Genomic DNA, 26,378 nt, shown 5'->3' with positions numbered 1-26,378 from the left:
TCCCCAACACCACCCTCCACAACACCCCCACCGCCTCCCGCGGGCGCCACCCTCGTTCTTCGCTCTCGGGGGCCCCCGCCCCCCGCCCCCCGCGGTTCCGCCGACCCGGCGCCCCGCCCGCACGGCCCGGGCCCGCGCCCGGCCCCCGGCGTCGGACGTCACACCCACCGCGATTGACCCCCTCCGGCCGCCCGTGGTGGGATCGCGGAGGCCCGCTGCAGCAGGGCCGGGAACGGCGAGGAGCGCGGTACGTGATCGGACTGGTGGCCGTCGACGGGCCGGGCCGTCCGCTCGCCGAGGAACTGCACGCGCGCTGGCCGGAGAGCAGCCACGTCCACCGGGCCTCGCGCGGCAACTGCTCGCAGCCGCCCGACGTCCTGCACTTCGCCCTCCACCGGTACCGGTCCGTGGTCGCCGTCGCCCCGCTTCCGGCCGTCGTCTCCCTGCTGACCGGCGGCCTCGTCACGCTGCCGCGCGGCACGGCCCTGCTCTGCCTGGACCCGCAGCGGCGCTGGGTGATCCCGATGGCCGGCGGGGACGCCGCGGAGGCACTGTCGGTCGAGGTCGCGGCCGCGCTCGGCGTCACCCCGGTCCCCACCGGCCACGCGCCGGTGCCCGGGCACCCGCCGGGCCCCGGACACCTGCGGCGGGCGGCGGAGTCCGGCACCCCCGAGGACGCCCCGGTGCTGCGGATCACCGACCGGGAGGACCCGGGCCACGGCGACGTGCTGGTGCTCCCGCGCACCCTCGTCGTCGGGATCGGCGCCGCCGGCGGTGCCGGACCGGCCGAGGCGGTGCGGCTGCTGGAGGAGACGCTGGAGGAGGCCGGGCTGCCCCGCTCCGCGGTGGCCCGGCTGGCCACCGTGGCCGGCAAGGCGGACCACCCGGCGGTGCGCTGGGCCGCGTTCTGCCTCGGCGGGGTGCCGGTGGACGAGCACCCGGCGCAGGCCCTGGCGGGCGTACCGGTGCCGAACCCGTCCGCGCTGGTCGGGGCGGCCGTCGGCACGGCGAGCGTCGCCGAGGCCGCGGCGCTGACGAGCGCGCCGGGCGGTCGGCTCGTGGTCGCCAAGCGCAAGTCGGCGACGGTGACGGTGGCGGTCGCCCGGGCGGCGCTGCGTGGACGGATCACGCTGATCGGCCTCGGCGCCGCCGCGGCCGGCCGGCCGGCGCCGCGCCTGCCGGCCGAACTGCGGGATGCCTCCGCCGTGGTGGGCACGCCCGAGGCCCTCGACGCGCTCGACGTCCTCGCCGCGGCCGAGGCGCTCGACGCCGCCGACGTGCTCGCCACAGCCGAGGCGGCGGCCGGGCCGCTCCGGCCGACCACACGGCGGATCGCGGTCGACGTCGCCGCCGGGACGACGACGGACGGCGCCGGAGCACCGCTGGACCCGGTCGGAGCCGCCGCGCACCTCGCCGCCCACGGACACGCCGTCGCCCTGGTCGCCCTCGGCGACGGCGCCGCTCTCGCCGTGCCGCCCGGCCCGTACGAGGTCCACCACGTGTCCGCACCGCCCGCCGCCCATCACCAGGGAGACCCCGCGTGACCACCCCCGAACCCGACCTGCGCCACCACGGCGACGCCGAGGTCCGCGCCGACGGGCTCGGCCTGGTCGACCTCGCCGTCAACGTCCGCACCGGCACTCCGCCGGCCTGGCTGCGGGAGCGCCTCGCGGCCACCCTGGGCGACCTCGCCGCCTACCCCGATCAGGGTGCCGCCCGCGCCGCGGTGGCCGCCCGGCACGCCCGGCCGGTCGAGGAGGTCCTGCTCACCTCGGGTGCGGCAGAGGCCTTCGTCCTGCTCGCCCGCACTCTGACGCCACGTCACATCGTCGTGGTGCACCCGCAGTTCACCGAGCCGGAGGCGGCCCTTCGGGACGCCGGGCACCGGGTGCACCGGGTGCTGCTCGCCCCCGAGGACGGGTTCCGGCTGGGCGCCGTCCCCGAGGAGGCGGACCTGGTCGTCCTCGGCAACCCGACCAACCCCACGTCCGTGCTGCACCCCGCCGAGGCCGTGGCCGCGCTCGCCCGGCCGGGTCGCACCCTGGTGGTGGACGAGGCCTTCATGGACACCGTGCCGGGCGAGCGGGAGTCGCTCGCCTCCGCCCGGGACCTGCCCGGCCGGGTCGTCGTCCTGCGCAGCCTCACCAAGACCTGGGGGCTGGCCGGGCTGCGCATCGGCTACGTGCTCGGCCCCGCACCACTGATCGCCGAACTCTCCGCCGCCCAGCCGCTCTGGCCGGTCTCCACCCCGGCGCTGGCCGCCGCCGAGGCCTGCAGCGGGCCGGCGGCACTCGCCGAGGCGGACCGGGCGGCCGCCGAGATCGCCGCCCGGCGCGCGCACCTGGTCGCGGGCCTGGCGTCCTTCCCGTCGGTGCGGCTGTACGGCGAACCGGCCGCGTCCTTCGTCCTGGTGCGGCTGCCCGGAGCGGCGGTCGTCCGGGAGCGGCTGCGCGAGCACGGCTTCGCCGTCCGGCGCGGGGACACCTTCCCGGGACTGGGTGCGGAGTGGCTGCGGATCGCCGTGCGGGACGAGGAGACCACCGACCGCTTCCTCAAGGCCCTGGAGGCCGTGCTCACCGCACCCTGAGCTCGTCGCCCGTCCGGATCCTCCCGGCCGCCAGCACCTGCGCGTACACGCCCGCACAGGGCAGCGCCGGCATGCCCTCCAGCGGGACCACCCGGTTCCGCTCGGCCGGGATGCGCAGGGCGTCCGGGCGGCGGGGCAACGGGCCGTGCCGCAGGGTGGGGACGGCGCAGCGCGGGGTGGGCGCCACGACCCGCAGGCGCAGCGTGGGGCCGATGGCCAACTCGCGGCCCACCCAGGCGTTCTCGACGAAGCCCTCGCCCTCGGTGCGGATCACCAGGTTCGGCCGGTAGCGCTCGGCCTCGGAGCCGGTGGCGCGCAGCGTCGCGGTGGTGATCAGGTGCAGCGGGGCGTAGTCGAAGAAGCCGCCGTCGGGCGCGGCCCGGCCCAATTCGCTGACGGTGAAGCCGACTTCGGCCGCTATGCCGTGCGCCAGCACCTCCTCCGGCACGGCCCGCTCGACCGTCGCACCGGGCGGGCGCTCGGCGACCAGTACGAGTGTGCGGCCGAGCGCCTCGGACAGCTCCGCCTCGCCCACGTCCCGCCCGTCCGGGCCGGTGATCTCCACGCCGCCGTCCGCCGTGGCCGCCGCCGCGTACCCGAGCAGGCCCGCCCAGAGCCGGGGGTGCTTGGCACTGGCCACCCGCCCGGTCGACAGGTCGAGCAGTGCCCGCGACCGGTCACCGGCCAGTCCCCGACCGGTGACCGCGACCTCGGCCAGCTCCTCCCCCAGCAGGGACTTCACCGGGTAGCGCCGCAGCCGCTCGACCGTACCCGCGCCGGCCCCGCCGTCGGGGGATCCGCCGCCACCGGCTCCGGGGGCGCTCACCGCTCCTCCTCCGCCCACTCCCGGAGCGCCTCGAAGTGCAGTTCCCGCAGGCCGAACCGGGGATCGACCCAGAGCGCCACGGCCGGGCCCGGGTGGTTCGCCTCGATCCACTCGATGTCCTGCGGGCCGAGCTCGTCGTCCACCCAGACGAACGGGCGCCCGGCCGCCCAGGCGACCAGGTCCCGGGTCTTCCAGTGCAGCCCCTCGGGGTCGGTGCCGAACACCTCCGTCCAACGGATGTACGGGAGTTCGGGCAGCCCGATGTTCGGACCTATCAAGGCGTTCGCCTCGTCCATCCAGGTGGTCGCCCACACCAGCTCGTACGGCAGCGCCAGCAACCCCGGCCCGTGCGCCGGGTTCAGCCACACCCGCAGCGGCTCCACCTGCTCGCCCGGCTGCGGCGCCTGGCGGGCCACCCACGACTCGGGGAGCAGCCGGTGGGTCCGGTAGCCCTCCGGGCACCGCGCCCCGGGCGCGGCGTAGGGGTTGAGCGGTCCGTCCACGTCGAGGAGGAGCAGCGGCTGAGCGGTCACGCGGCGGCCGCCCATTCCCGCAGGGTCGCGAAGTCGTCCGCCAGCAGGCCTGTTCGGGGATTGACGTGCAGGGTGAGCGCCGGTCCGGGGTGGTTCGCCTCGATCCACTCGGCGTCCTGCGGGCCGAGCTCGTCGTCCACCCAGACGAAGGGCCGACCGGCCGCCCAGGCGACCACGTCGCGGGTCTTCCAGTGCAGCCCGTCCGGGTCGTCGCCGAACATCTCCGTCCAACGGATGTACGGGAGTTCGGGCAGCCCGATGTTCGGACCGATGTGGGTGTTCGCCTCGCTCATCCACCCGGTGGCCCACACCAGCTCGTACGGCAGGGCCAGCAACTCCGGCCCGTGCGCCGGGTTCAGCCACACCCGCAGCGGTTTGACCCGGCCCGCCGGGCGCTTCGCGTGCTTGGCGCGCGTCGCCAGCCTGGCCTGGGCCGCCGCCAGCCGTTCCTGCTTCGCGACCCACCAGGTGGGCAGCAGCCGGTAGGTGCCGTAGCCGTCCGGCCGCCGCTTCGGCGCTGCGTAGGGATTGAGCGGTCCGTCCACGTCGAGGAGGAGCAGGGGCTGCTGGGTCATGCCGTGAATTCTCGTTCCGGCAGGGGCGGTTGACCAGCGAATTGCGGACCACGATCGGACTCCGCAACCGACACCCGACCGCACCTCCACCGCCCGGCCGCCGGCGGCTGCCGACCGGCGCCGCCGTGCAGCAGCCCGACGCCGGCCCACAGCCCGGGTGCACCTCCGGCCGCTGCGTCGAGCCGCCGTGCAGCGCGAGCACCCGCAGCTTCGTCCCGCCGACCGGGCCCGGCGCCGGACCGCCCGCCGGTTCACCCCGGCACCTGGGCCGTTCGGACGCGCACGGTTGTCCGCCGGGGCGCCGCCGCCGAACGTGGAGGCAGGCGGTCCCGCACCGCCCCCACCCCGTGCACCGACCAAGGAAGTCCCATGCGCTTGCGACGGATCCTCGCCCCCGCGGCAGCCGCGGCCCTGGCCCTGGGCGCGGTGGCGCTCACCGCCCCCGCCTCCCACGCCCAGGACGTGGCGGCCTACACGTGCGACGTGTTCCTGCCCCCGAACCTGTACCGGGGCCACTGCGTCGCCTCCGGGGGCGCGCCCGCGCAAGGCCCCTTCACCGATGCCTACGTCGTGGATCGGCGCACCGGCCACAGCGTGTTCTGCGACCGGGGATTCGCGCAGACCCCGGCCCAGGTCAGCTGTTAGCGGCCGGGCGATCCGGCCGGTACCCGAACGCCCGCAGGCCCCTCCCCGGTACGGGAAGGGGCCTGCGGGCGTTGCGCACACACCACGCGGGGCGTCGGATCAGACCTGGCCGGCCTTCTCCAGGGCCTCGCAGCAGGTGTTGATCAGCAGGCGGGTGACGACGTAGGGGTCGATGTTGGCGTTCGGGCGACGGTCCTCGATGTAGCCCTTCTGCTCCACCTCGACCTGCCACGGGATGCGGACGGAGGCACCGCGGTTGGAGACGCCGTAGCTGTAGACGTTCCACGGGGCGGTCTCGTGCTTGCCGGTCAGGCGGGACTGGATGTCGTCGCCGTACTGGCTGACGTGCTCCAGCACCTTCTCCTGGGAGGCGCCGAGCGACTCGCAGGCGGTGATGATGGCGTCGTAGCCCTCGCGCATCGCCTTGGTGGAGAAGTTGGTGTGGGCACCCGCGCCGTTCCAGTCGCCCCGGGCCGGCTTGGCGTCCAGGGTGGCGTCGATGCCGAACTCCTCGGCGGTGCGGTAGAGCAGGTAGCGGGCGATCCACATGTCGTCCGAGACGGTCAGCGCGTCGACCGGGCCGATCTGGAACTCCCACTGGCCGGGCATGACCTCGGCGTTGATGCCGCAGATCGCCAGGCCGGCGTCGATGCAGCGGTCCAGGTGCAGCTCGACGATCTCGCGGCCGAAGACCTCCTCGGCACCGACACCGCAGTAGTAGCCGCCCTGCGGGGCCGGGAAGCCGCCCTCGGGGAAGCCGAGCGGGCGGGAGCCCTTGAAGAAGGTGTACTCCTGCTCGATGCCGAAGATCGACTCCTGGGCGGCGTACTTCTCGGCGACCTCACGCAGCAGGGAGCGGGTGTTGGACTCGTGGGGGGTGCCGTTCGTCTCCAGGACCTCGCAGAGGACCAGGATGTTGTCACCGCCGCGGATCGGGTCCGGCGTGACCTTCACCGGCTCCAGCACGCGGTCCGAGGCGTGGCCCTCGGCCTGGTTGGTCGAGGAACCGTCGAAGCCCCAGGTGGGGATCTTGTCGGCGTTGGGCAGGACGCGAGTCTTGGAACGGAGCTTCGCGGTCGGCTTGGTGCCGTCGATCCAGATGTACTCGGCCTTGATTGCCACGGCTTGTCCCTCGCGTTGCTGGGTGGTGGGTGCCCGCGTAGCGTCGCAAGCCGCCGTTTCCCGGTTGTTCCTCTCATGTAACGCGCATGTGAACCAACCGTCCGCATTGGCACGGTCACGGTGCGGGAGTGCCGGGGTCGGCACTCCCGCGTCACGCGGTGCCACCGGTGCGCGCCGGTCGACGCCGGCGGGCGCGCGGCCCGCCGGCACCGGCGGCCGGGTGGCCGCTCAGGACCGACGGGCGTGCGCGGCCCGGCGGCGCCGGGTGGCCCACAGTGCGGCCGCCCCGCCCGCGACGAGGGCGGCGGCGCCGGCGGCCAGCGGCCCGGTGGCGCTGCTGCCGCCGGTGCTGGCGAGCTTCTCCGGCTGCCCGGGCTTGTCCGCCGCGGCCTGCGGGGCGGCGGCGCGCGAGGTGGTGGTGTCGGCCACCGGCTGGGCGGCGGGCGCGCTGGTGGGAGCGGTGCCCGGGGTGTCCGTCGCGGCCGGGGTGGCCGAGGGCGCGGAGGGCTTCTCGCAGCCCACCGAGGCGACGGTGACCTTGCCGGTGACCTTGGCGACGTTCAGGTTCAGCGGGTTCACCTCCACCTGCACCTCCAGGGCCGAGGCGGCGGCGGTGGTCGTGGTGGTGGTCTTCTTGGAGAACTCCACGGACACGCGGCCGATCAGCGGCACGTCCACCGCGGTCGGCCCGTACAGGTCGACGGTGACCGGCTTGCCGAGCACGGTCAGCTTGGCGGGCGCGACCACGTTCGCGGTGGGCGGCCCGTCCACCGGGCAGGTCACCTCGGCGCTCATCGCCTCCAGGCCGAGCAGCGCGGTGGCGGGCAGGCCGGGGGCGTGCACGTCGGCGTTGACCAGCTTGACGGAGGCGGTGGCGCCCTTGGCGTCGACGCGGGTCACGGACTTGCCGACGTCCGCCTTGACCAGGGTGACCGGGCCCTGCTGGTCGACGCCGTCCACGGTGGCGGTCAGCACCGAGCCTTCCCGCTGCGCGGGCGACTCCACCTTGTTCAGCGCGATGTTCACCGGGACGTCCACGGCGTTGTTCAGCAGCTTGACGTCCAGGGCGAGTTCGGCGGTGACGGCACGCGCCTTGCCCGGCGAGGGCGGGGTCGCCGAGGCCGTCGGGGCCGTCGGGGCCGCCTGGACGGGCCCAGCGGTGAGCGCGGTGCTCACCAGCACGACGGCGACTGCGGAAACGATTCGGCGAGAAGACATGGCGATACCCCCACACAGATGAAACGATGAGCCGCCAGTCTTCTCGAACAATCCGTCACATGAGCACCACGGAACGTCATTTCACTCGTTGGAGTGAGATTGACGTTCCGCGCTGACCTGAACCTGCTAAGGCGGGTCCCGGGGCGGTCCGGGCCCTAGGGGAGCCGCCAGTCCACCGGCTGCGCCCCCTGCCGCACCAGCAGCTCGTTCGCCCGGCTGAACGGCCGCGAGCCGAAGAAGCCGCGGTCGGCCGACATCGGGCTCGGGTGCGCCGACTCGATCGCCGGGACGTCCCCGAGCAGCGGCCGCAGGTTACGGGCGTCGCGGCCCCAGAGGATCGCCACCAGCGGCCCGCCGCGCGCCACCAGCGCCCGGATCGCCTGCTCGGTGACCTCCTCCCAGCCCTTGCTCCGGTGCGCGGCGGGCTTGCCCGGCGCGGTGGTCAGCGCACGGTTGAGCAGCAGCACGCCCTGCCGCGTCCACGGGGTGAGGTCCCCGTTGGAGGGCTGCGGCAGGCCGAGGTCGTTGCCGTACTCCCGGTAGATGTTGATCAGGCTCCCCGGGATCGGCCGGACCTCCGGCGCCACCGAGAAGCTGAGCCCGACGGCGTGGCCGGGGGTCGGGTACGGGTCCTGCCCGACGATCAGCACCCGCACGTCGGCGAGGGGCTGCTGGAAGGCCCGCAGCACGTTCGGGCCGGAGGGCAGGTAGGTACGGCCTGCGGCCAGTTCGGTGCGCAGGAAGTCGCCCATCGCGGCGACCCGTCCGGTGACGGGTTCCAGGGCGGCGGCCCAGCCGGGCTCGACGATCTCGTTCAGTGGACGCGGTGCCATGGTCGCCACCCTATCGGCCTACACCGACAGGCCGTTCAGCGGATGATCATGCGATCGGGGGCCCGGCCGGGGCCGCCCGATCAACCCCGGATCGGTCGTCCGATCAGCCGACCGGCCGCCCCCGCAGCACCACCAGCCGCGGGTCCGCGAGCACCCGGACGTCCGCCCGCGGGTCCTGCGCGTAGACCACGAAGTCCGCCGGGGCGCCCTCCTCCAGGCCCGGCCGCCCCAGCCACCGCCGCGCGCCCCAGCTCGCCGCCGACAACGCCTCGGCCGGACTCAGCCCCGCCCGCACCAGCTCCGCCACCTCGTCCGCGACCAGCCCGTGCGCGAGCGAACCGCCCGCGTCCGTGCCGACGAACACCGGGATGCCCGCGTCGTGCGCGGCGCCCACGGTGTCGTAGCGGCGCTCGTGCAGCCGCCGCATGTGCGCCGCCCAGGCCGGGAACCTGCCCTCGCCGCCGGCCGCGAGGTCCGGGAAGGTGGCGATGTTGACCAGGGTCGGCACGATGGCCACCCCGCGCTCGGCGAAGGCCGGGATCAGCTCCTCGGTCAGCCCGGTGGCGTGCTCGACGCAGTCGATCCCGGCCGCCAGCAGGTCGGGCAGCGACTCGGCGGCGAAGCAGTGCGCGGTGACCCGGGCGCCCTCCTCGTGCGCCGCCGCGATCGCCTCGGCCAGCGCCTCGCCCGGCCAGCAGGCGGCGAGGTCGCCGCGGTCGCGGTCGATCCAGTCGCCGACCAGCTTCACCCAGCCGTCGCCGCGCCGCGCCTCGGCCCGGACGTACGCGGCCAGGTCGCCCGGCTCGATCTCGTGCGCGTAGTTGCGGATGTAGCGGCGGGTACGGGCGATGTGCCGGCCGGCGCGGATGATCCGGGGCAGGTCCTCGCGCTCGTCGATCCAGCGGGTGTCGGCGGCCGAACCGGCGTCGCGGATCAGCAGCGTGCCGGCGTCGCGGTCGGTGAGCGCCTGCTTCTCGCTGGTCTGCGCGTCCACCGCGCCGTGCGCGTCCAGGCCGACGTGGCAGTGCGCGTCCACCAGGCCGGGCAGCACCCAGCCGGTCACCGTGCGGACGTCCCCGGCCGACGGCGGGCGGGTGAAGCTCACCCGGCCGTCCACCACCCAGAGTTCGTCCCGGACGTCCTCCGGACCGACCAGCACCCGACCCCGCACGTGCAGCACCGCGCCATCGCTCATGGCCGCACTCTACCGACGGGCGCGTTCCGTGGGAGGAGCGAGGATGCGGCAGACTCGTTCCGGCACCCACCACCCCGCCCCCGCCGTCCCGCGTGCGAAAGGCCCCAGAACCGTGAGCCCCTTCCTCGACCTCCCCCCGCTCAGCGCCGCCGAGTTCGCGGCGATCGAGGACCGGGTGGCCGCGCTGCTGCACACCGAGGCCGACGTGATCGTCACCCAGGGCGAGGCGCTGCTCCCCCTGGAGGCCGCGATCCGCGGCGCCGCACACCCCGGTTCGACCGCGCTCAACATCGTCACCGGCCCCTACGGGCAGACCTTCGGCAACTGGCTGCGCTCCTGCGGCGCGACCGTCATCGACCTCGCCGTCCCCTTCGACGGCGCGGTGAGCGCGGAGCAGGTGGCCGACGCCCTCGACGCCGCCCCCGCGGTCGACTTCGTCTCGCTCGTCCACGCCGAGGCCGCCACCGGCAACACCAACCCGGTCGCCGGGATCGGCGCCGTGGTCCGCGAGCACGGCGCCCTGCTGATGCTCGACGCGGTCGCCTCCGTCGCCGCCGAACCGCTGCTCACCGACGAGTGGGGCATCGACCTGTGCGTCATCGGCGGCCAGAAGGCGATGGGCGGCCCGGCCGGCGTCTCCGCCGTCTCGGTCTCCGAGCGCGCCTGGGAGCGGATCGCCGCCAACCCGGCCGCCCCGCGCCGCTCCTACCTGTCGCTGCTCGACTGGAAGGAGCGCTGGACCGACGCCGGCCGCGCCGTGCTCCCGCACGCCCCGGCCCAGTTGGAGATGCTCGCGCTCGGCGCCTGCCTGGACCGGATCGCCGCCGACGGCCTGCCCGCCGTCATCGCCCGCCACCGCGCCGCCGCGGCCGCCACCCGGGCCGGCGTCCGCGCGCTCGGCACCCTGACCCCCTTCGTCACCGAGGACGCCCACGCGGCGCCGGTCGCCACCACCCTGCGCACCCCGGACGGCGTCGACGCCACCGCCCTCGCCGCCCGCCTCGACCCGGCCCTGCCCGTCCAGCCGGGCGGCGGCGCCCTGGCCGCCACCATGCTCCGGGTCAACCACTACGGCCCGGCGGCCGCGCCGGACACCGTCCGCGCCTGCCTCACCGGCCTCGCGGCGGCCACGGGCGCCGACGCCGGGCCGGCCCTGGCCGCCGCCGAGGCCGCCTGGGACACGGCCGTCCGGGCCTGAGCACACAACGGAGCGGCCCCCGGGGGACAACTCCCCGGGGGCCGCTCCCGTACGTCCCGCTCAGTGCCCGCCGGCGTCGATCACCTCGACGCCGCGGATGTTCCGCTCGATCTCCTCCGCCGGCAGCGCGACCGCCAGCGCCCAGTAGTAGATCACCAGGGAGAACACCACCACGACGGCGATGTCCCACCACAGCGGCAGGTTCCCCTTCGCGCCCACGCCGAAGGTGCCCTGCCAGGAGGTGAGGCCCATGCCGACCAGGTAGACCGGCAGCCACTGCCCGGCCTTGAAGTCCATCCGAGGCGCGTTCGGCACCCCCTTCGAGACGGCGTAGGCGGAGTAGCCGCCGAGCAGCACGTACCCGATCACGATCGCCAGGCCCAGCCGCCAGAGCGTGTCCCAGCCGGACCAGTAGATGATGAGACTCGCCACCACGAAGGCGATCGGCGAGATGATCGTGCCGCCGGGCAGGTGGTACGAGCGCTCCATCCCGGGCAGCCGCTTGCGCAGTACGCCGAAGGCCAGCGGGGCGCCCGCGTACATCAGCACCACGGCCGAGGTGATGAAGCCGACCAGCCGCTGCCAGCTCGGGAAGGGCAGGAAGCAGATCACGCCGGCCACCCACGCGATGATCAGTCCCAGCCAGGGCACCGAGCGCTTGTCGGTGAACTGCAGGGCCTGCGGCGCGTAGCCGTTGCGACTGAGGCCGTACGTCACCCGCGAGCTGGAGGTCATGTAGACCAGCCCGGTGCCGGCCGGCGAGATGATCGCGTCGATGAAGAGGATGGTGGCCAGCCAACCCAGGCCGATCAGGGTGGCGAGGCCCGCGAACGGCCCGCTGATGCCCGGGTAGGTGAGCGTGCTCCAGCCGCCGGCGAAGGTCTCCGGCGGCAGGGCTCCGATGAACACCACCTGGAGCATGACGTAGATGACCGTGCCGATCACCACCGACCCCAGGACGGCCCGGGGGATGTCCCGGCGCGGGTTGCGGCTCTCGCCGGCCCACTGGATGGCCTGTTCGAAGCCGAGCAGCGCGAAGATCACCCCGCTGGTGCTGATCGCGGTGAGCACGCCCTTGGAGCCGTCCGGCGCGAAGCCGTGTTCGGTGAAGTTGGAGCTGTGGAAGTCGGTGAACCCGAGGGCGAAGATGGTCAGGATCGGGACGGCGACCTTCCAGACGGTGGCCACGCTGTTGGTGTGCGCGAGGAGCCGGACGCCGAGGAAGTTGATCGCGACGAAGACACCCATCAGCGCGGCCGCGACCACGAACCCGGTGCCGGTGAGCGTCAGGTCCTTGTTCAGCAGGCCGTCCGCCCAGGACCAGTGCTGGGCGTAGTTGATCATCGCCTGCACCTCGATCGGCGCGATCGTCGCCGCCTGCAGCCAGGTGAACCAGCCGAAGGACATCCCCGCGAACCCGCCGAAGGCGTAGTGCGGGTACCGCGCCGTCCCGCCCGCCACCGGGAACAGCCCGCCCAGCTCGGCGTGCACCAGCGCCAGCAGGATGATCGCCACCGCGCCGATCCCCCAGGACAGCAACGCCGCGGGCCCCGCCGCCACCGCCGCCTTCTGCGCACCGAACAGCCACCCGGAGCCGATGATCGCGCCGACCGAGGCCCACAGCAGCCCGGCGACCCCGACCTCGCGCTTGAGCCCGGTGTGCCCCGAGGCAACCGGCCCCGTGTTCGTATCGGAATGAGCCATGCCCGGCCGCCTCTCACATCAGGGGAAATCAACCCCGACAGTGCCGCAGCACCCCGAACTCCCCCGCACCAAAACGCGCTCCGACCCGCCCCTGTCAGCCAGACGGCGGAAGCGGCCGCCGTCGGCGCGGCGACTCCCGGGAGTCGACCGTCCACGGCACGCGGCAGGCAGGTCGGTCCACCCGGCACCCGGCGCTTCCGACCGACGTCTCCCGGGATCGTTCCCGCAGCGTTCACCTGCCGGGCACCGGGAACTCACCACCGGCAGGCAGGCTCCAGGATCAGGTGAAGTTGGCTATACAACTTCACCCCGAGATGTCGCCGAAGAGGAGAGTCGGACATGACCGAGCCACCGCCGTACTGGCTGCGCGACAACTGCCCGTGCGCCGAGTGCCGGGATCCGCGCAACGGGCAGAAGCTGTTCCGGATCGACGACCTGCCGGAGGACCTGGCGATCGCGGCGAGCACCGAGTCGGACGGGCGCCTGGAGGTGCTCTGGTCGGACGGGCACCGCTCCCGCTACCCGCTGGCGTGGCTCGACGAGGCGGACCACGGCGACGGCCGCACCGAACAGGGCAAGCGGCTCTGGGCGGCCGCGGACTTCGCCCGGGGGATCCCGGAGGCGGAGTGGGAGGAGTACCTGAAGGACCCCGCCGAGCAGGCCGCGGTCCTCGCCGCCGTCCGCCGCAGCGGGTTCGCGGTGCTGCGCGGGGTGCCGACCGCGGAGCGGCAGGTGCTGCGGGTGGCCGAGAGCTTCGGGTACGTGCGGGTCACCAACTACGGGGAGCTGTTCGACGTCCGGGTCGAACCGGACCCGAACAACCTCGCCTTCACCAGCGCCGCGATCGCGCCGCACACCGACAACCCGTACCGCGACCCGGTACCGACGCTGCAGCTGCTGCACTGCCTGGAGAACTCGGCGACCGGCGGGGACTCCGGGCTGGTGGACGGCTTCGGGGCCGCGGCGCTCCTGCGCGAGGAGTCGCCGGCGGACTTCGAGACGCTGACCCGCACGCCCGTGCCCTTCGTCTTCCGCGACCGCCGCACCGAGCTGCGCGCCGACCGTCCGCTGATCGACGTCGACCCGCTCGGCCGGATCCGGGAGGTGCGGTTCAACAACCGCTCGATCGGCACCCTGCGCGGGAGCGACGCGCAGGTGGGCGCCTTCTACACCGCCTACCGCCGGTTCGCCGCGATCACCCTGCGCCCCGAGCTGCAGCTCACCTTCCGCCTGGGCCCCGGTGACTGCCTGGTCTTCGACAACACCCGCCTCCTGCACGCCCGGACGGCCTTCCGGCAGGACGGCCACCGGCACCTCCAGGGCTGCTACGCCGACCTGGACTCGCTGGCGAGCACCCTCGCCGTGCTGCACGGCCGCGCCGCCGCCCTGGACGCGGTCGCCGGGCTGTTCGCGGGCGAGGGCGCCGCGGAGTACCTGGGCGAGGAGGTCACCATGGCCGAGCACATGCTGCAGGCCGCCGCTGCCGCCGAGGCCGCCGGCGCGCCGGACCACCTGGTCGCCGCCGCCCTGCTGCACGACGTCGGCCACTTCTCCGATGAGCACGGCCGGGGCGCCCTGCACGGACGGGACCTGATGCAGGGGAACGACAACCGGCACAGCGACACCGGCGCCGACCGGCTGGCCCGCTGGTTCGGCCCGGAGGTCACCGAGCCGGTCCGGCTGCACGTCGCCGCCAAGCGCTACCTGTGCGCGGTCGAGCCCGGGTACCGGGACCGGCTCTCCGCGGCCTCCGAGTACACGCTGACCGTCCAGGGCGGCCCGATGTCCGACGCCGAGGCCGCCGCCTTCGCCGAACTCCCCGGCGCGGTCGACGCGGTGGCCGTCCGGCGCTGGGACGAGCAGGCGAAGGTGGCCGGCGCGCCGGTCCCCGGATTCGACCACTACCGGCCGCTGCTCGCCGCCCTCATGCGCTAGCGCACGGGGACGCGCGAGAGCACCCGCACGCGCGGGGGGAGGCTCAGTCCATCTCCCGCGCGTGCCGCGAGAGCGCCGAGGTGGCCAGCGAGTTGTGCACGCTGAAGGCCACCGTGCCGGGCAGGTAGCGGTCCTGGGACCACTCCACCGGGGTGCCCGTCGGGTCGGTGGTGCGCCGCCGCTCGCGCAGCAGCGGGCCGCCGCGGCGGCAGCCGAGCAGCCGGGCGTCCTCCGCGTTGGCGGCGACGATGTCGATGGTGTGGTCGGCGTCGGTGAACAGGATGCCGTGCTCGCGCAGGACCTCGGTGTGCGAGACCACGTCCGGCGGCAGCTCGGCGACGATCTCGCCGACCCGCGGCGGGTAGACGGTGCGCTCGACCATCACGGGCGTGCCGGAGAGCGTCCGAAGCCGGACCGTCACGTACACCTCGGCGCCCGGTTCCAGGCGCAGTTGCTCGCGCTCGGCGGCGTCGGCCGGGCGGCGCACCAGCGAGTCCAGGATGCCGCCGGGTTCCTCGCCCATCGAGTACGCCCAGTGCGTGAAGCTGAGCAGTTCGGAGAAGCTCTGCACGCGGGCGCCGCCGAGCACGACCCGGCGGGTGCCGCGGCGGGAGGTGACCAGCCCGTCGGAGCGCAGCACGGCGAGCGCCTGACGGACGGTGCCGCGGGAGACGCCGTACTGCTCGGCCAGCGCGCCCTCGGCGGGCAGCCGGCCGGCCTCGCCGTACGCGCCGGTGGTGATGGCCTCGCGGAGGTCGGCGGCCACCTTCCGGTACAGCGCACCGGAGCCTCGCTCCTCGGCCGCCGCCGGGCGGTCCACGGCGGCCGGGCGCCCCTGGGCCTCGGGGCGCTGGGGCTCAGTTGCCACGTCAGTCAATGTCCCTCCTGGGGCGGTGTCCTGCGCAGCGGTGACGGCGCGGACTGCCCGACCATATCCCGCTGCGTCTTCGAAGCATCGCACCGAACGGATCACGCTCCGATGGCCGGATTCCACCGTTCCCGCAGCCGACCCCGGTTCTGGGCCGTCCGTTCACCTTCCCGTCACCGGGCTCCGGCGTACTTACCCCCGTCAGCGAAGTTGGCTAGTCAACTCGGACGGTTCCGAACAGCACCGAAGCGTGGACGACTCCGGACCGCCACTCGCCAGATCCCCCGATCGAGACGCCCACTCGCAGTTCCCCCTTCTCAGGAGACTGACCCGTGTCCGTGCACCGCGCCCGTACCGCCGCCTTCGCGGCCGTCCTGACCGCCGCCGCGCTCTCCCTCACCGCCTGCGGTTCCGCCGGCTCCTCCGCGAAGTCCGGCGACGCCGCGGGTGGCAAGAACGCCAAGACCGCCACCTCGGTCGCCGACTTCGGCGGCATGGACGGCCTGGTCGCCGCCGCCAAGAAGGAGGGCAAGCTGCACGTCATCACGCTGCCGCGCGACTGGGCGAACTACGGCAAGCTGATGGACGACTTCAAGGCCAAGTACGGCATCGAGATCGAGGACGAGAACCCGGACGGCTCCAGCCAGGACGAGATCAACGCGGTCACCTCCCGCAAGGGCCAGGACCGCGCCCCCGACGTCGTCGACCTCGGTGGCGCGTTCGCCACCTCCGGTGCCAAGCAGGGCCTGTTCGCCCCGTACAAGGTCGTCGACTTCGCCAAGATCCCGGACACGATGAAGGACGCCGACGGGCTGCGCTACAACGACTACGGCGGCTACATCTCGATCGCCTGCGACGCCAAGAAGGTCTCGGCCTGCCCGAAGACCTTCGCCGACCTGCTGAAGCCCGAGTACAAGGGCATGGTCGCGCTCAACGGCAACCCGACCAAGGCGAACGCCGCGTACAGCGCCGTCATGGCCGCCTCCCTGGCCAACAACGGCTCGCTGGACAACATCCAGCCCGGCATCGACTTCTTCGGCAAGCTGAAGCAGGCCGGCAACTTCAACCCGGTCGAGGTCACCCCGGCGACCATCGAGAAGGGCGAGACCCCGATCAGCATCGACTGGTCCTACCTGAACGCCGGCTACGCCGAGAAGTTCAAGGACAAGGGCATCGACTGGCAGGTCAGCATCCCGTCCGACGGCATCTACGCCAACTTCTACAACCAGGCCATCAACAAGGAAGCGCCGCACCCGGCCGCCGCCCGCCTGTGGGAGGAGTACCTCTACAGCGCGGAGGGCCAGAACGGCTTCCTGGGCGGCTACGCCACCCCGGCCCTGTTCGACGCCATGAAGACCGCCGGCACCCTGGACGCGGCCGCCGCCGCCAAGCTGCCGGCCGTCGAGAAGCCCTTCACCACCTTCCCGACCGACGACCAGACCACGGCGGCCAAGAAGGTCGTGACCGAGAACTGGGCCAAGGCGATCTCGGGCTGATCTGACTCATGACTACGGCTCCCACCCCGGTGCCGGCCAGCGCCTCCGCCGCCCAGAGCGGCGGGGGCGCCCCCGGCCCCGCAACCCCCGCCACGGCCTCGGCCCTCGCCGCCAAGGCCCCCCGCCCCGGCAAGCGCCGGGCCAGCGGCGGCCGCGCCTGGCTCGCCGCCCTCCCCCTGCTGCTGTTCTTCCTGATCGGCTTCGGCCTGCCCGCCGTCGCGATCGCCATCGGCGCGTTCACCACCTCCTCGGACGCGCCCGACGGCGGCGGCACCTTCACCACCGACAACCTCACCGGTTCCCTCCAGGGCGCCTACTGGACGGCCCTGTGGGGCAGCGTGAAGCTCTCGCTGCTGACCGCGCTGATCGCCACCCTGGTCGGCCTGCCGCTGGCCCAGGCCGTGGCGACCTCCCGGTTCCGGGTGTTCCGCGAGGCCGTGATGTCGGCCTCCGGCGTGCTCGCCAACTTCGGCGGCGTACCGCTCGCGTTCATGTTCGTCGCGACCCTCGGCAACTCCGGCGAGGTCACCAAGAAGCTCGGCCTGACCGCGCACGGCTGGAGCCTCTACACCTTCTCCGGCCTCTCGGTGGTCTACCTCTACTTCCTGGTCCCGCTGATGGTCATCACCATCACCCCGGCCCTGGAGGGCCTGCGCGTCCAGTGGCGCGAGGCCGCCTACAACAACGGCGCCACCTCGCTGCAGTACTGGCGGCACGTCGCGCTGCCGGTCCTGCTGCCCTCACTGCTCGGCGGCTTCGTGCTGCTGTTCGGCGCCTCCTTCGCCGCGTACGCCACCGCCGAGGCCATGGTGGGCAGTTCGGTGCCGCTGATCTCGATGCAGATCGGCGACGCGCTGTCCGGCAACGTCCTGGTCGGCCAGGGCAACCTCGCCCTCGCCCTCGGCCTCGACATGATCGTGGTCGCCTGCCTGGTGATGGCCGTCTACCTGCCCCTTCAGCGCCGGAGTGCCAAGTGGCTCGCCTGATCGATCGCATCCGTTTCGGCCGCGGCCTGGTCCTGCTGCTCTGCGGCGTCTACTTCGCCGTGCCGATGGCCGCCTCGCTGTGGTTCAGCGTCGACGACAACAAGGGCGGCACCACCTTCCGCGCCTACACCGAGCTGCTGAACGCCCCCGGCTTCACCGACAGCCTGGTGCTCAGCCTCGAACTGGCCGGCGTCACCGTCGCGGTGCTGCTGCTCCTGCTCGTCCCGGCGATGCTCGCCGCCCGGCTCGGCGCGCCCAGGCTGCGCCCGGTGATCGAGGTGATGTGCTCGATGCCGCTGGTCGTCCCCGTCGTCGCGCTCACCACCGGCATCATCGGCGTGCTGCGCTGGGGCCCGGACTACCTGCAGGACACCCCGCTCTTCCAGACCATCGTGGCGATCCAGGACCCGGCCTTCCCGATCGTCCTGGTCATCGCGTACGTGCTGATGGCGCTCCCCTTCGCCTACCGGGCGATCGACGCCGGACTGCGCGGCGTGGACGTCGTCACCCTGGTCGAGGCCGCCCGCAACTGCGGCGCGGGCTGGCTGCGCGCGGTGTTCACCGTCGTCCTGCCGAACCTGCGCAGCGCGCTGCTGAACGCGGCCGTACTCACCGTCGCCCTGGTGCTCGGCGAGTTCACCACCGCCTCCATCCTCGGCTTCGCCCCCTTCTCGGTGTGGATCAACTCCAACGGCAAGAGCGACGGCCAGATGTCCGTCGCGGTCTCGATGCTCAGCCTGCTGATCGTCTGGCTCGTCCTGCTGCTGATGTCCGCCGTCGGCCGCGGCCGCAAGACCGCGCGCTCCTGAGCGCACCGCCCGTACGGTCCTGAACCACCCCACGCTTTCCAGGAGTCACCAGCCATGACCACGGCCCCCGCCCCCGTCACCGGCGTCGCGCTCGCCCCCGGCAGCGCCACCGTCGAGTTCCGCTCGCTGCGCCGCTCGTTCGGCGCCACCACCGCCCTCGACGGCCTGGACCTCACCGTCCACCCGGGCGAACTGCTCGCCCTGCTCGGCCCGTCCGGCTGCGGCAAGACCACCGCGCTGCGCATCCTGGCCGGCTTCGAGCAGCACGACTCGGGCGAGGTCCTGGTCGACGGCCAGGACATCACCGCGATCCCCGCGCACAAGCGTGACGCCGGCATGGTGTTCCAGTCGTACAGCCTCTTCCCGCACCTGACCGCGCTGGACAACGTCGCCTTCGGGCTGCGGATGCGCGGCACCGGCAAGGCCGACCGCCGCAAGCGCGCCCTGGAACTGCTGGAGCTGGTCGGCCTGCCGCACCGCGCCGAGCACTACCCGCACCAGATGTCCGGCGGCCAGCAGCAGCGCATCGCGCTCGCCCGCGCCCTCGCCCTGCAGCCGCGCGTGCTGCTGCTCGACGAACCGCTGTCGGCGCTGGACGCCAAGGTCCGGCTGCAGCTGCGCGAGGAGATCCGGCGCCTGCAGCAGGAGCTGGGCATCACCACCCTGTTCGTCACCCACGACCAGGAGGAGGCGCTGTCGATGGCCGACCGGGTCGCGGTGCTGCGCGCGGGCCGGCTGGAACAGTGCGCCACCCCGTCCGAGCTGTACGGCCGGCCCGCCACCGCCTTCGTCGCCGAGTTCGTCGGCACCATGAGCCGCATCCCGTGCACCCGCACCCCGGACGGCGTCGAGGTGCTCGGCCGCCGCCACGCCGTGGACGGCGTGATCCCGGCCGACGGCGAACTCCACGTGCTGGTCCGCCCGGAGAACGTCTCGCTGGCGCCGGCCGAGAACGGCCCCGCCCTGGTGGTCTCCGCGTCCTTCCTGGGCGCCGTCACCCGGCTCACCGTCCGCCTCGACGACGGCACCGAGGTCAAGGCCGACCTGCCCACCGAGGCCACCGCCGCGCTGCCGGCCGGCTCGCGCGCCGAGCTCACCCTGCCGGAGCGCCCCGTGCTGGTGGACCGCCGCCCGGCCTGAGAGCCTTGCACGTCCCTGCTCCGACCCTGAGAACCGCCGAAGGTACCGCCATGCCTGAATCCGTACAGCCCGAATCCGTCCCGTCCGAATCCGTCCCGTCCGAGTCCGGACAGCCCGAGTCCGGACAGCCCGGGACCCCCCTGCCCGCCGCCGTCCTCTTCGACATGGACGGCACCCTGGTCGACACCGAGCAGCTGTGGTGGCAGACCGCCGCCGAGATCGCCGAGGAACTCCACCACCCGCTCACCGACCGGGACGCCCCCGAGGTGCTCGGCCAGGCCGTCGAGCACACCGCCGCCCACCTCCACCGGGTCAGCGGCACCAGCCTCAGCGAGGCCGAACTCGCCGCCCGGCTCGGCGAGTCCTTCGCCGGCAAGGTCGCCGCCGAGACGGTGCCCCGCCCCGGCGCGCTCGCCCTGCTGGCCTCGCTGCGCGACGCCCGGGTGCCCACCGCACTGGTCTCCGCCTCCCCGCGCCGGGTGGTCGACCTCGTGCTGTCCGCCATCGGCCGGGACTGGTTCGCCGTCACCCTCGCCGCCGAGGACACCCCGCGCACCAAGCCCGCCCCCGACCCGTACCTCGCCGCCGCCGAGCTCCTCGGCCTCGACCCGGCGCTCTGCGTCGCCGTCGAGGACACCCCGACCGGGGTCGCCTCCGCCGCCGGGGCCGGCTGCGCCGTGCTCGCCGTGCCGTCCACCGCGACGCCGATGCCGGACGGGGAGCGGATCACCCTGCTGGCCAGCCTGGAGCAGGCCGACCTCGCGCTGCTCGGGAAGCTCACCGCCGCTCCGGCGGTTTGATCCCGACATGCCCTACGTCCTGCTCGCCCTCGCCATCCTGAGCGAGGTCTGCGCCACCAGCTGCCTCAAACTCACCGAGGGGTTCACCCGCCTCTGGCCCAGCATCGGGGTCGGCATCGGCTACGCGCTCTCGTTCTACCTGCTCGGCCGCGCGCTCAAGCACATACCGGTCTCGGTCGCCTACGCGGTCTGGTCGGGGGCCGGCACCGCGGCGGTCGCCGGGATAGGCGTGGTCGCCTTCGGGGAGTCGCTCGGGCGGCTGCAGTGGCTGGGGCTCGCGCTGGTGATCGTCGGAGTGGTCGTGCTCAACCTCAAGGGCAGCCACTGACCACACCGGCCTGACGAGCCGTCAGTTCATGCAATTGCTACTCAACTCACCTGCCCGGAGCGGGACGTCGGACTGGCCGACTTCCCGCTCCGGGCCGTTCGCTACGGTGTCCCCCATGACGGACCCCCGACCCCACCACTACCGCTTCGTCCACCGCGAGCTCGCCCGCCAGGTCCTGGAGTTCGGCCCGCGCGTGGCCACCCCGGCACCGGACGGCGGCAGCCTGCTGCCCGTCGTCACCCGGATCTGGGACGACCTCGGCCGGACCCTCCCGCCCGAGGAGCGACTGCCCGCCCACGGCCTCGACTGCCGCCACCTGTCGGTCGACGGCCACCCCATGCTGCTGGTCACCCTCCCGACCCCGGTCGGCGCCACCGAGGCCCACTTCGCCGCCGCCGTCCACCCCCGGGGCAGCAGGACCGTCCGCTACGTCACCCTGGAACACGCCTTCAGCCCCTTCGACGGCAGCCCCGGCACCGTCCTCGGCGAGTGGACCGCCGAGAGCCACCTCAACCACGGCCAGGGCCCCTCCCCCGTCGCCGAACTCTTCGCCGCCTCGGTCGCCGGCCTCGTCACCCCGAAGAAGCGCGGCCTCTGGCGCCGCTGACGCCACCACTCACCCCACGACAGGGTCAGGAATCACCCGGAGCCTCCGAGCGGATCACGCCGCACGGAGCGACCCGGAGACGCTGCCGACATACGAGCAGATCCGCGTGACGCCCCCGACGGCAGCAGCCCGGAGCCGCCTACGAGCGCGCCACCCGGGCCCGCAGGTAGTTGCGGCGGCCGAAGTTGGGCTCGTCGACCGCCGTCAGTTCCTCCACCTGGAAGCGGTACAGCGCGGCCGCGCCGCCGCCGGTGAGGAACTGCCGCCGGACGTCCTCGTCCTGCGCGAAGGACGGGTAGCGCCCCTGGTACGCGGCCAGCGCCGCCTCGGCCTGCCGGCCCCAGGCTTCGCCCGCGCTGCCGGTCAGTTGCAGGCCGCGCAGTTGTTCGCCGAAGACCGGCGGCGGCAGGAAGACGGTGGCGGCGGCCCGGGCCTCCTCGGCGAGGTGGTGGCTGTGCCGGGTGGAGCGCTCGCTGACGAAGTAGAGGACGAGGTCGTCGTCGTACGCGAAGAAGGCCAGGTTGGCGTGCGGTCCGTGCTCGTGGCCGGCGGTGGCGAGGGTGAGCACCATGGCTTCCGCGAGCAGGCCCTCGACGCCCTTGTGCAGCAGGTCGCCCGGCCAGTCCCCCTGCGTGATGTCGAGTCTGTACGGCATTCGGCACTCCCCTCCGCTGGCACGCCCGGCGCCCTCGCGCCCCGAGCACGACTGAGCCGGGCGGGCGCCTCCTGCGGAGGCCCCACGCCCGGCTCACATGCTCTACCCGACACCCCGGCCGAACAAGGGTTGCGGAACGGGTGGCGCCGACGGCGCCGGTGTCGGTGTCAGCGCTGCTGCGCCTCGTAGCCCGCGTACCCGCGGCTGACCAGCGGCGGTTCGCCCGGCCCGAGCAGCGGCCGCAGCGCGCCGGTCCGCATCCGGTCGACCAGTGGCCCGCAGCGCCCGGCGACCGGCGCGAGCAGCACCGCGGCCAGCAGGCCGACGAGCGCGCCGACGGCCACGTCGTGCGGGTAGTGCACGCCGACCCAGACGCGGGAGGCGGCCATCAGCGCGGCGAAGAGGACGGCCACCAGGCCGAGCCGCCGGTTGACGAACCAGAGCGAGACCGCGGCGGCGAAGGCGATCACCGAGTGGTTGCTCGGGAAGGACCAGTCGCCGGTGCCCGGGCAGGTCTCCAGGGAGACGCTGCCGGGGATCTGCGCGCAGGGCCGGACCTCTTCGACGAGGCCCTTGAACACGGAGTTGAGGCCGTACGCGACGACCACGATCACCGGTGAGGCCAGCACCTTGGCCATCACTGCGGAGTCGGCGCCGCGGGCCCGCCACCACGCCCAGAGCATGAAGACCGCGAACAGCCCGAGGCCGATCGCCGACCACACCTTGATCAGCTCGTCCAGCCAGTGCGGGGCCGACTGCGCCCACCCGTTGACCCGGGTGTAGAGGCTGCCGTCGATGCCGCTGCCGTCGTAGACGGCCAGGGCCCGGGAAGGCATCACGCGTCACCTCCGTGACGTGGCGCCTTACGGGCGCGAAACAGTTCGAGAACAATGGGGAGCACGGAGACAACTACTACCAGACCGATGACGGGCAGCAGATATCGGTCGATCCCGGGTACGGACGATCCGAGCGCGTACCCGGCGAGCACCACGCCGACGGTCCAGAGCGCACCGCCGGCGACCTGCCAGAGGGTGAACGAGCGGACCGGCACCTCCAGCACGCCGCACAGCGGATTCAGCACCGTTCGGACCACGGGGATGAAGCGGGCGAGCACGATCGCCTTGCCGTGGCCGTACTTCGCGAGCAGTTCCTCGGCCCGTTCGGCGCCCTCGAGCAGGCTCTTCCGCTTGGTGCGGCGCAGCAGTGCCCGGCCCCCGCGGCGTCCGATCAGGTAGCCGACCTGGGCTCCGGCCAGGGCTCCGACCAGGGCGGCGGGGATCACCTGCCACAGTTCCAGCTGCGGCCCGCGGGTCGCGCCGGGCACGCAGAGCAGTCCGGCGGTGAACAGCAGCGAGTCGCCGGGCAGGAAGAAGCCCACGAGCAGGCCGGTCTCGGCGAACAGCACCGCGGCGATGCCGAGCGCGCCGAACGCGGCGAGCAGTGAGGATGCGTCCAGCGGGTTCACGGCGAGGTGAACGGCCGGATCGACGGGGAACTGGAGCAAGGCTGGCGGACCTCCCGTACGTTGGAGGGCGGTTCCCGACGGGGCCCGCCCGGACCGGCCGGTGCACGGTGGTCCCCCGGGGCCGGCTGTTCACGGCAGGACCGCCCAGACCGTCTACAGTAACGTAGACGGTCTACATGACTGTAGACGATAACTGGAGGAACCGCCGCCATGTCCGACGTACCGCCCGCCCGCCGGCCTGCCGGGGAGCTGGAGGCCGAGGTGCTGGCCGCCCTCTGGTCGGCCCGGCAGCCGATGACGCCGCAGGACGTCCAGACGGCGCTCGGCGGGGACCTCGCCCGCACCACCATCGCGACGATCCTGGCCCGGCTGCACGACAAGGGGACGGTCGAGCGCACCCGGGCCGGCCGCGCCTACGCCTACACGCCGACCGTCCAGGACACCGCCGGGCTGGCCGCCCGCCGGATGCACACCGAACTGGGCCGCGAGGCCGACCGCTCCACCGTGCTGGCCCGCTTCGTCTCGGACCTCTCCGCCGAGGACGAGCAGCTGCTGCGCGCACTGCTCGGCGACGGCACCGGAGCCCCCGGCGCCCCGGCGGACGGCCCGGGAACCGTCGGCGACGGCCACCCGCAGTCGGGCGCCCGGGGAGCGGCCGGCCGATGATGCTCGCCGTCTGGGCCCCGCTGCTGCTGCCCTTCCTGGCCGCGCCGCTGGCCCGCCGCCTCGCCGAGGCGCTGTCGCCGCGGGCCGCCGCCTGGATGCTGGCCGGCAGTGCCGCCGTCCTGGCCGGCGGCACCCTCTGCTCGCTCGGCCTCCTCGCCGCCGCCGGCCTGCTCCAGCTGCCGCCGGTCGCCGCCCTCGGCCACCTCTCGCTGCGCTGGCTCACCGCGGCCGCGCCGGACGCCCCGCTCGCCGCGGCCGCGGCCGCCCTGGCGCTGGTGGCGCTCACCGCGCTGGCGGTGCGCACGGCCCGTCGCCGCCGGCTGGAGCTGCGCACGGCCCGGGCCGCCCTCCCGCCCGGTGACCAGCATCCGGACATGCGCCCCCCGCACGTCACCATGCGCCGGGCGCGCACCCCGGAGTGCTCCTCCGCCCCGCCCCGGTCCGCCAGGGCCGCGCTCCCCGCCCTCCTGCGGCCCGTCGGTGCCGCACTCGGGGCCCTCCTGCGCCCCGCCGAACCCCCGCTCGCCGTCCTGGACGACGAGCGTGCCGACGCCTTCGCCCTGCCCGGCCGCCTGCCCCGCCCCGGCCGCCCGGGCGAGCCCGGGCGGATCGTGGTCACCTCCGGCATGCTGCGCGCCCTCAGCGGGCCGGAGCGCTCCGCGCTGCTCGCCCACGAGCGGGCCCACCTGGCCGCCCGCCACCACGTCTTCCTCGCGTTCGCCGAGCACGCCGCCCACGTCCACCCGGCGCTGCGCGCCCTGCGCACGCCCCTCGGGTACCACCTGGAGCGGTGGGCCGACGAGGTGGCGGCCGCCCGGGTCGGCGACCGCACCGTGACCGCGCGCGCCGTCGGCCGGGCCGCCCTCGCCGCGAGCCGTTCGCCCCGGCCGGACCGGCCCCGGCTGGCCCCCGCCGCCCACTCCGGGCCGGTCCCGCGCCGGGTGGCCGCACTGCTCCAGCCCCGCCCGGCCACCACCCCCGGCACCCGGCTGCGGGCCGTCGCCCTGGCGCTGGCCGTCTGCCTGGCACTGAGCACCGGCGCCACCCTGGAGGCCACCGCCGACCTGCACCACACCGTCGAGGCCGCCCAGCAGGGCGCGGGAGCGCAGCACTGAGGCCCTCCGCACCCGGGCCGCCCCCATCCGTACCGTCCGGTATGCCGAGTTGGCAGACCCCGTCCCCACGGACCCGGCTCACCCGTACGCTTTCGTCAGCGCGTCGGCCCCGGCGCGACCTCGAACGGCGGCGAGGAGCGGACCGAGTGCGGCAGACCGGACGGCAGTCCCGACGACCAGAGCGCCGCACCCCGCCCACCGCGACGGAGCTGGCCAAGGTCCACGAGCGCACGCTCGCCGACGCCGCCGCCCGGGAGCTGGGCGGGCCCGCCGCCCCCGAGGAGGGCGGCGCCCCCGGCCTGCTCCAGCCGCGCCCCGAGATCGGCGACTCCTGGGCCCGGCTGCGCCGGCTCGGCCTCGACCCGGACACCGGCGCCGCGACCGCCCTGCTCGGCCCGGGCGAAATCGAACAGCGCCGTCGCACCAGCGGACTTGACACAGTCATGCCAATACTGCGCCAGACCCTGCTGGAACCCACCGACGCGCTCCCGCTGATCCTCGCCATCGCCGACTCCGAGGGCCACGTGCTCTGGCAGGAGGGCGAGCGCGGACTGCGCCGCAGCGCCGACCGGATCGGTTTCATCCCGGGCGCCCGCTGGATCGAGGAGAGCGTCGGCACCAACGGCATCGCCGTCGCCCTGCGCGCCAGACGCCCGATGCACGTCCACTCCGCCGAGCACTACCTGCGCAGCCACCACTCCTGGACCTGCGTGGCCGCCCCCGTGCACGACCCCGGCACCGGACAACTGGTCGGCGCCGTCAACCTCAGCGGCCCCGCGCACAGCATCCGCCCGTACCTGCTCCAGCTGACCGCCACCGCCGCCCGGCTCGCCGAGACCGAGCTGCGCGCCCACCGCCTGGAGGCCCTGCACCAGCTGCGCACCCTGGCCGCCCCGCTGCTCGCCCGGGTCGGCGGCCCGGCCCTGGTGGTGGACGCGGCCGGCTGGACCGCCGCCGCGGCCGGACTGCCGCCGCCCAACCGGCTGCGGGGGGCCCCCGCGGGGGGGGGCCCCCCCCCCCGGCCCAGGGTGGCCCGCCGCCGGGCGTGGGGCCTGGAACCAGTCGGATATAA

The 26,378-nt window shown here is 74.3% G+C and carries 27 protein-coding genes; 15 read left to right on the top strand and 12 right to left on the bottom strand.

Annotated features, from left to right (window positions below):
• Nucleotides 1-251: 251 nt before the first annotated feature.
• On the top strand, nucleotides 252-1,544 hold the full coding sequence (locus tag ACFV0O_RS16850) for a cobalamin biosynthesis protein (RefSeq protein ID WP_380341990.1): 1,293 nt from the start codon (nucleotides 252-254) through the stop codon (nucleotides 1,542-1,544).
• Nucleotides 1,541-2,587, top strand: a complete 1,047-nt coding sequence (gene cobC, locus ACFV0O_RS16845; RefSeq protein ID WP_380341986.1) for an Rv2231c family pyridoxal phosphate-dependent protein CobC — start codon at nucleotides 1,541-1,543, stop codon at nucleotides 2,585-2,587. The genes ACFV0O_RS16850 and cobC overlap by 4 nt, the downstream gene beginning before the upstream one ends.
• Here the strand turns inward: cobC and ACFV0O_RS16840 are convergent.
• From ACFV0O_RS16840 to ACFV0O_RS16830, 3 genes are read right to left on the bottom strand one after another with little or no spacing between them, the layout of a single operon-like run.
• Nucleotides 2,574-3,413: an MOSC domain-containing protein gene (locus ACFV0O_RS16840; RefSeq protein ID WP_380341983.1), complete on the bottom strand. Its 840-nt coding sequence runs from the start codon at nucleotides 3,411-3,413 to the stop codon at nucleotides 2,574-2,576. The two genes, cobC and ACFV0O_RS16840, sit on opposite strands and share 14 nt — an antisense overlap.
• Nucleotides 3,410-3,961, bottom strand: a complete 552-nt coding sequence (locus tag ACFV0O_RS16835) for a hypothetical protein (RefSeq protein WP_380341980.1) — start codon at nucleotides 3,959-3,961, stop codon at nucleotides 3,410-3,412. Before ACFV0O_RS16835 ends, ACFV0O_RS16840 begins: the two co-directional genes overlap by 4 nt.
• Entirely contained in the window at nucleotides 3,943-4,521 is a 579-nt protein-coding gene (locus ACFV0O_RS16830) for a hypothetical protein (RefSeq protein ID WP_380341977.1), read from the bottom strand. Before ACFV0O_RS16830 ends, ACFV0O_RS16835 begins: the two co-directional genes overlap by 19 nt.
• A gap of 369 nt (nucleotides 4,522-4,890) precedes the next feature.
• Here ACFV0O_RS16830 and ACFV0O_RS16825 point away from each other — a divergent pair, with 369 nt between their 5' ends.
• Nucleotides 4,891-5,166 carry a hypothetical protein gene (locus ACFV0O_RS16825; RefSeq protein WP_380341974.1) on the top strand — a complete coding sequence of 92 codons (276 nt, stop codon included), beginning with the start codon at nucleotides 4,891-4,893 and terminating at the stop codon, nucleotides 5,164-5,166.
• Nucleotides 5,167-5,265: 99 nt separating this feature from the next.
• On the opposite strand, the gene glnII is transcribed toward ACFV0O_RS16825, so the two are convergent.
• From glnII to ACFV0O_RS16805, 4 genes are all read right to left on the bottom strand, one after another.
• Nucleotides 5,266-6,288, bottom strand: coding sequence for a glutamine synthetase GlnII (gene glnII / locus ACFV0O_RS16820; RefSeq protein WP_360255767.1), 1,023 nt, complete (start codon nucleotides 6,286-6,288; stop codon nucleotides 5,266-5,268).
• 228 nt (nucleotides 6,289-6,516) lie between these two features.
• A complete protein-coding gene (locus tag ACFV0O_RS16815; protein WP_380341971.1) occupies nucleotides 6,517-7,506 on the bottom strand; it encodes an SCO1860 family LAETG-anchored protein in 990 nt (329 codons plus the stop codon).
• 155 nt (nucleotides 7,507-7,661) lie between these two features.
• Nucleotides 7,662-8,339, bottom strand: a complete 678-nt coding sequence (locus ACFV0O_RS16810) for a uracil-DNA glycosylase (protein WP_380341968.1) — start codon at nucleotides 8,337-8,339, stop codon at nucleotides 7,662-7,664.
• Nucleotides 8,340-8,442: 103 nt separating this feature from the next.
• Nucleotides 8,443-9,534: an amidohydrolase family protein gene (locus ACFV0O_RS16805; protein ID WP_380341965.1), complete on the bottom strand. Its 1,092-nt coding sequence runs from the start codon at nucleotides 9,532-9,534 to the stop codon at nucleotides 8,443-8,445.
• 43 nt (nucleotides 9,535-9,577) lie between these two features.
• Between ACFV0O_RS16805 and ACFV0O_RS16800 the strand changes: the two genes are divergently transcribed.
• The gene (locus tag ACFV0O_RS16800) at nucleotides 9,578-10,732 is read left to right on the top strand and encodes a pyridoxal-phosphate-dependent aminotransferase family protein (RefSeq protein WP_380341963.1); all 1,155 of its coding nucleotides are present in this window, start codon (nucleotides 9,578-9,580) and stop codon (nucleotides 10,730-10,732) included.
• Between the two features lie 60 nt (nucleotides 10,733-10,792).
• On the opposite strand, the gene ACFV0O_RS16795 is transcribed toward ACFV0O_RS16800, so the two are convergent.
• Complete coding sequence (locus ACFV0O_RS16795; protein ID WP_380341960.1) at nucleotides 10,793-12,436, bottom strand: APC family permease; 1,644 nt, start codon at nucleotides 12,434-12,436, stop codon at nucleotides 10,793-10,795.
• A 339-nt stretch (nucleotides 12,437-12,775) separates the two neighbouring features.
• On the opposite strand from ACFV0O_RS16795, the gene ACFV0O_RS16790 reads away from it, so the two are divergent.
• Nucleotides 12,776-14,371: a TauD/TfdA family dioxygenase gene (locus ACFV0O_RS16790; protein ID WP_380341957.1), complete on the top strand. Its 1,596-nt coding sequence runs from the start codon at nucleotides 12,776-12,778 to the stop codon at nucleotides 14,369-14,371.
• Nucleotides 14,372-14,414: 43 nt separating this feature from the next.
• Here the strand turns inward: ACFV0O_RS16790 and ACFV0O_RS16785 are convergent, their stop codons facing one another.
• On the bottom strand, nucleotides 14,415-15,191 hold the full coding sequence (locus ACFV0O_RS16785) for a GntR family transcriptional regulator (RefSeq protein ID WP_380342165.1): 777 nt from the start codon (nucleotides 15,189-15,191) through the stop codon (nucleotides 14,415-14,417).
• Nucleotides 15,192-15,571: 380 nt separating this feature from the next.
• Between ACFV0O_RS16785 and ACFV0O_RS16780 the strand changes: the two genes are divergently transcribed.
• The 7 genes from ACFV0O_RS16780 (at nucleotide 15,572) to ACFV0O_RS16750 (ending at nucleotide 21,405) form a co-directional block, all read left to right on the top strand.
• On the top strand, nucleotides 15,572-16,735 hold the full coding sequence (locus tag ACFV0O_RS16780) for an ABC transporter substrate-binding protein (RefSeq protein WP_380341955.1): 1,164 nt from the start codon (nucleotides 15,572-15,574) through the stop codon (nucleotides 16,733-16,735).
• A gap of 8 nt (nucleotides 16,736-16,743) precedes the next feature.
• Nucleotides 16,744-17,721, top strand: coding sequence for an ABC transporter permease (locus ACFV0O_RS16775; RefSeq protein WP_380341953.1), 978 nt, complete (start codon nucleotides 16,744-16,746; stop codon nucleotides 17,719-17,721).
• Complete coding sequence (locus ACFV0O_RS16770) at nucleotides 17,721-18,530, top strand: ABC transporter permease (RefSeq protein ID WP_380342162.1); 810 nt, start codon at nucleotides 17,721-17,723, stop codon at nucleotides 18,528-18,530. The genes ACFV0O_RS16775 and ACFV0O_RS16770 overlap by 1 nt, the downstream gene beginning before the upstream one ends.
• Nucleotides 18,531-18,584: 54 nt before the next feature.
• A complete protein-coding gene (locus ACFV0O_RS16765) occupies nucleotides 18,585-19,670 on the top strand; it encodes an ABC transporter ATP-binding protein (RefSeq protein ID WP_380341950.1) in 1,086 nt (361 codons plus the stop codon).
• Nucleotides 19,671-19,720: 50 nt separating this feature from the next.
• Entirely contained in the window at nucleotides 19,721-20,470 is a 750-nt protein-coding gene (locus tag ACFV0O_RS16760; RefSeq protein WP_380341947.1) for an HAD family hydrolase, read from the top strand.
• A gap of 7 nt (nucleotides 20,471-20,477) precedes the next feature.
• Nucleotides 20,478-20,798, top strand: coding sequence for a multidrug efflux SMR transporter (locus tag ACFV0O_RS16755; RefSeq protein ID WP_360255793.1), 321 nt, complete (start codon nucleotides 20,478-20,480; stop codon nucleotides 20,796-20,798).
• 115 nt (nucleotides 20,799-20,913) lie between these two features.
• Entirely contained in the window at nucleotides 20,914-21,405 is a 492-nt protein-coding gene (locus ACFV0O_RS16750) for a hypothetical protein (RefSeq protein WP_380341944.1), read from the top strand.
• 139 nt (nucleotides 21,406-21,544) lie between these two features.
• On the opposite strand, the gene ACFV0O_RS16745 is transcribed toward ACFV0O_RS16750, so the two are convergent.
• The 3 genes from ACFV0O_RS16745 to ACFV0O_RS16735 form a co-directional block, all read right to left on the bottom strand.
• On the bottom strand, nucleotides 21,545-22,060 hold the full coding sequence (locus tag ACFV0O_RS16745) for a pyridoxamine 5'-phosphate oxidase family protein (RefSeq protein ID WP_380341941.1): 516 nt from the start codon (nucleotides 22,058-22,060) through the stop codon (nucleotides 21,545-21,547).
• Between the two features lie 167 nt (nucleotides 22,061-22,227).
• The gene (locus tag ACFV0O_RS16740) at nucleotides 22,228-22,896 is read right to left on the bottom strand and encodes a phosphatase PAP2 family protein (RefSeq protein WP_380341938.1); all 669 of its coding nucleotides are present in this window, start codon (nucleotides 22,894-22,896) and stop codon (nucleotides 22,228-22,230) included.
• Nucleotides 22,896-23,564 (bottom strand): DedA family protein, encoded by a 669-nt coding sequence (locus ACFV0O_RS16735; RefSeq protein WP_380341935.1) that lies wholly within the window; start codon nucleotides 23,562-23,564, stop codon nucleotides 22,896-22,898. The genes ACFV0O_RS16740 and ACFV0O_RS16735 overlap by 1 nt, the downstream gene beginning before the upstream one ends.
• 171 nt (nucleotides 23,565-23,735) lie before the next feature.
• On the opposite strand from ACFV0O_RS16735, the gene ACFV0O_RS16730 reads away from it, so the two are divergent.
• The 3 genes from ACFV0O_RS16730 to ACFV0O_RS16720 all read left to right on the top strand — a co-directional run.
• A complete protein-coding gene (locus ACFV0O_RS16730; protein WP_380341933.1) occupies nucleotides 23,736-24,191 on the top strand; it encodes a BlaI/MecI/CopY family transcriptional regulator in 456 nt (151 codons plus the stop codon).
• Nucleotides 24,188-25,306, top strand: a complete 1,119-nt coding sequence (locus ACFV0O_RS16725) for a M56 family metallopeptidase (protein WP_380341931.1) — start codon at nucleotides 24,188-24,190, stop codon at nucleotides 25,304-25,306. Before ACFV0O_RS16730 ends, ACFV0O_RS16725 begins: the two co-directional genes overlap by 4 nt.
• A gap of 146 nt (nucleotides 25,307-25,452) precedes the next feature.
• A partial coding sequence (locus ACFV0O_RS16720; protein WP_380341929.1) for a GAF domain-containing protein occupies nucleotides 25,453-26,378 on the top strand: 926 nt, incomplete at its 3' end.

It is taken from the genome of Kitasatospora sp. NPDC059577 (genome assembly GCF_042735475.1).
Lineage (GTDB): Bacteria > Actinomycetota > Actinomycetes > Streptomycetales > Streptomycetaceae > Kitasatospora.
The sequence above is the reverse complement of the archived record's forward strand: the minus strand, read 5'-3'. Positions and strand labels throughout refer to the sequence as shown.

Bases quoted from the DNA above. Each gene is read 5' to 3' on its own strand.
- ACFV0O_RS16730 (WP_380341933.1), top strand. From the start codon at position 23,736: ATGTCCGACGTACCGCCCGCCCGCCGGCCTGCCGGGGAGCTGGAGGCC.
- ACFV0O_RS16815 (WP_380341971.1), bottom strand. From the start codon at position 7,506: ATGTCTTCTCGCCGAATCGTTTCCGCAGTCGCCGTCGTGCTGGTGAGC.
- ACFV0O_RS16775 (WP_380341953.1), top strand. From the start codon at position 16,744: ATGACTACGGCTCCCACCCCGGTGCCGGCCAGCGCCTCCGCCGCCCAG.
- ACFV0O_RS16805 (WP_380341965.1), bottom strand. From the start codon at position 9,534: ATGAGCGATGGCGCGGTGCTGCACGTGCGGGGTCGGGTGCTGGTCGGT.
- ACFV0O_RS16750 (WP_380341944.1), top strand. From the start codon at position 20,914: ATGACGGACCCCCGACCCCACCACTACCGCTTCGTCCACCGCGAGCTC.
- ACFV0O_RS16810 (WP_380341968.1), bottom strand. From the start codon at position 8,339: ATGGCACCGCGTCCACTGAACGAGATCGTCGAGCCCGGCTGGGCCGCC.
- ACFV0O_RS16795 (WP_380341960.1), bottom strand. From the start codon at position 12,436: ATGGCTCATTCCGATACGAACACGGGGCCGGTTGCCTCGGGGCACACC.
- ACFV0O_RS16725 (WP_380341931.1), top strand. From the start codon at position 24,188: ATGATGCTCGCCGTCTGGGCCCCGCTGCTGCTGCCCTTCCTGGCCGCG.
- ACFV0O_RS16755 (WP_360255793.1), top strand. From the start codon at position 20,478: ATGCCCTACGTCCTGCTCGCCCTCGCCATCCTGAGCGAGGTCTGCGCC.
- ACFV0O_RS16825 (WP_380341974.1), top strand. From the start codon at position 4,891: ATGCGCTTGCGACGGATCCTCGCCCCCGCGGCAGCCGCGGCCCTGGCC.
- ACFV0O_RS16765 (WP_380341950.1), top strand. From the start codon at position 18,585: ATGACCACGGCCCCCGCCCCCGTCACCGGCGTCGCGCTCGCCCCCGGC.
- ACFV0O_RS16790 (WP_380341957.1), top strand. From the start codon at position 12,776: ATGACCGAGCCACCGCCGTACTGGCTGCGCGACAACTGCCCGTGCGCC.
- ACFV0O_RS16835 (WP_380341980.1), bottom strand. From the start codon at position 3,961: ATGGGCGGCCGCCGCGTGACCGCTCAGCCGCTGCTCCTCCTCGACGTG.
- ACFV0O_RS16740 (WP_380341938.1), bottom strand. From the start codon at position 22,896: ATGCCTTCCCGGGCCCTGGCCGTCTACGACGGCAGCGGCATCGACGGC.
- ACFV0O_RS16745 (WP_380341941.1), bottom strand. From the start codon at position 22,060: ATGCCGTACAGACTCGACATCACGCAGGGGGACTGGCCGGGCGACCTG.
- ACFV0O_RS16800 (WP_380341963.1), top strand. From the start codon at position 9,578: ATGCGGCAGACTCGTTCCGGCACCCACCACCCCGCCCCCGCCGTCCCG.
- ACFV0O_RS16830 (WP_380341977.1), bottom strand. From the start codon at position 4,521: ATGACCCAGCAGCCCCTGCTCCTCCTCGACGTGGACGGACCGCTCAAT.
- ACFV0O_RS16760 (WP_380341947.1), top strand. From the start codon at position 19,721: ATGCCTGAATCCGTACAGCCCGAATCCGTCCCGTCCGAATCCGTCCCG.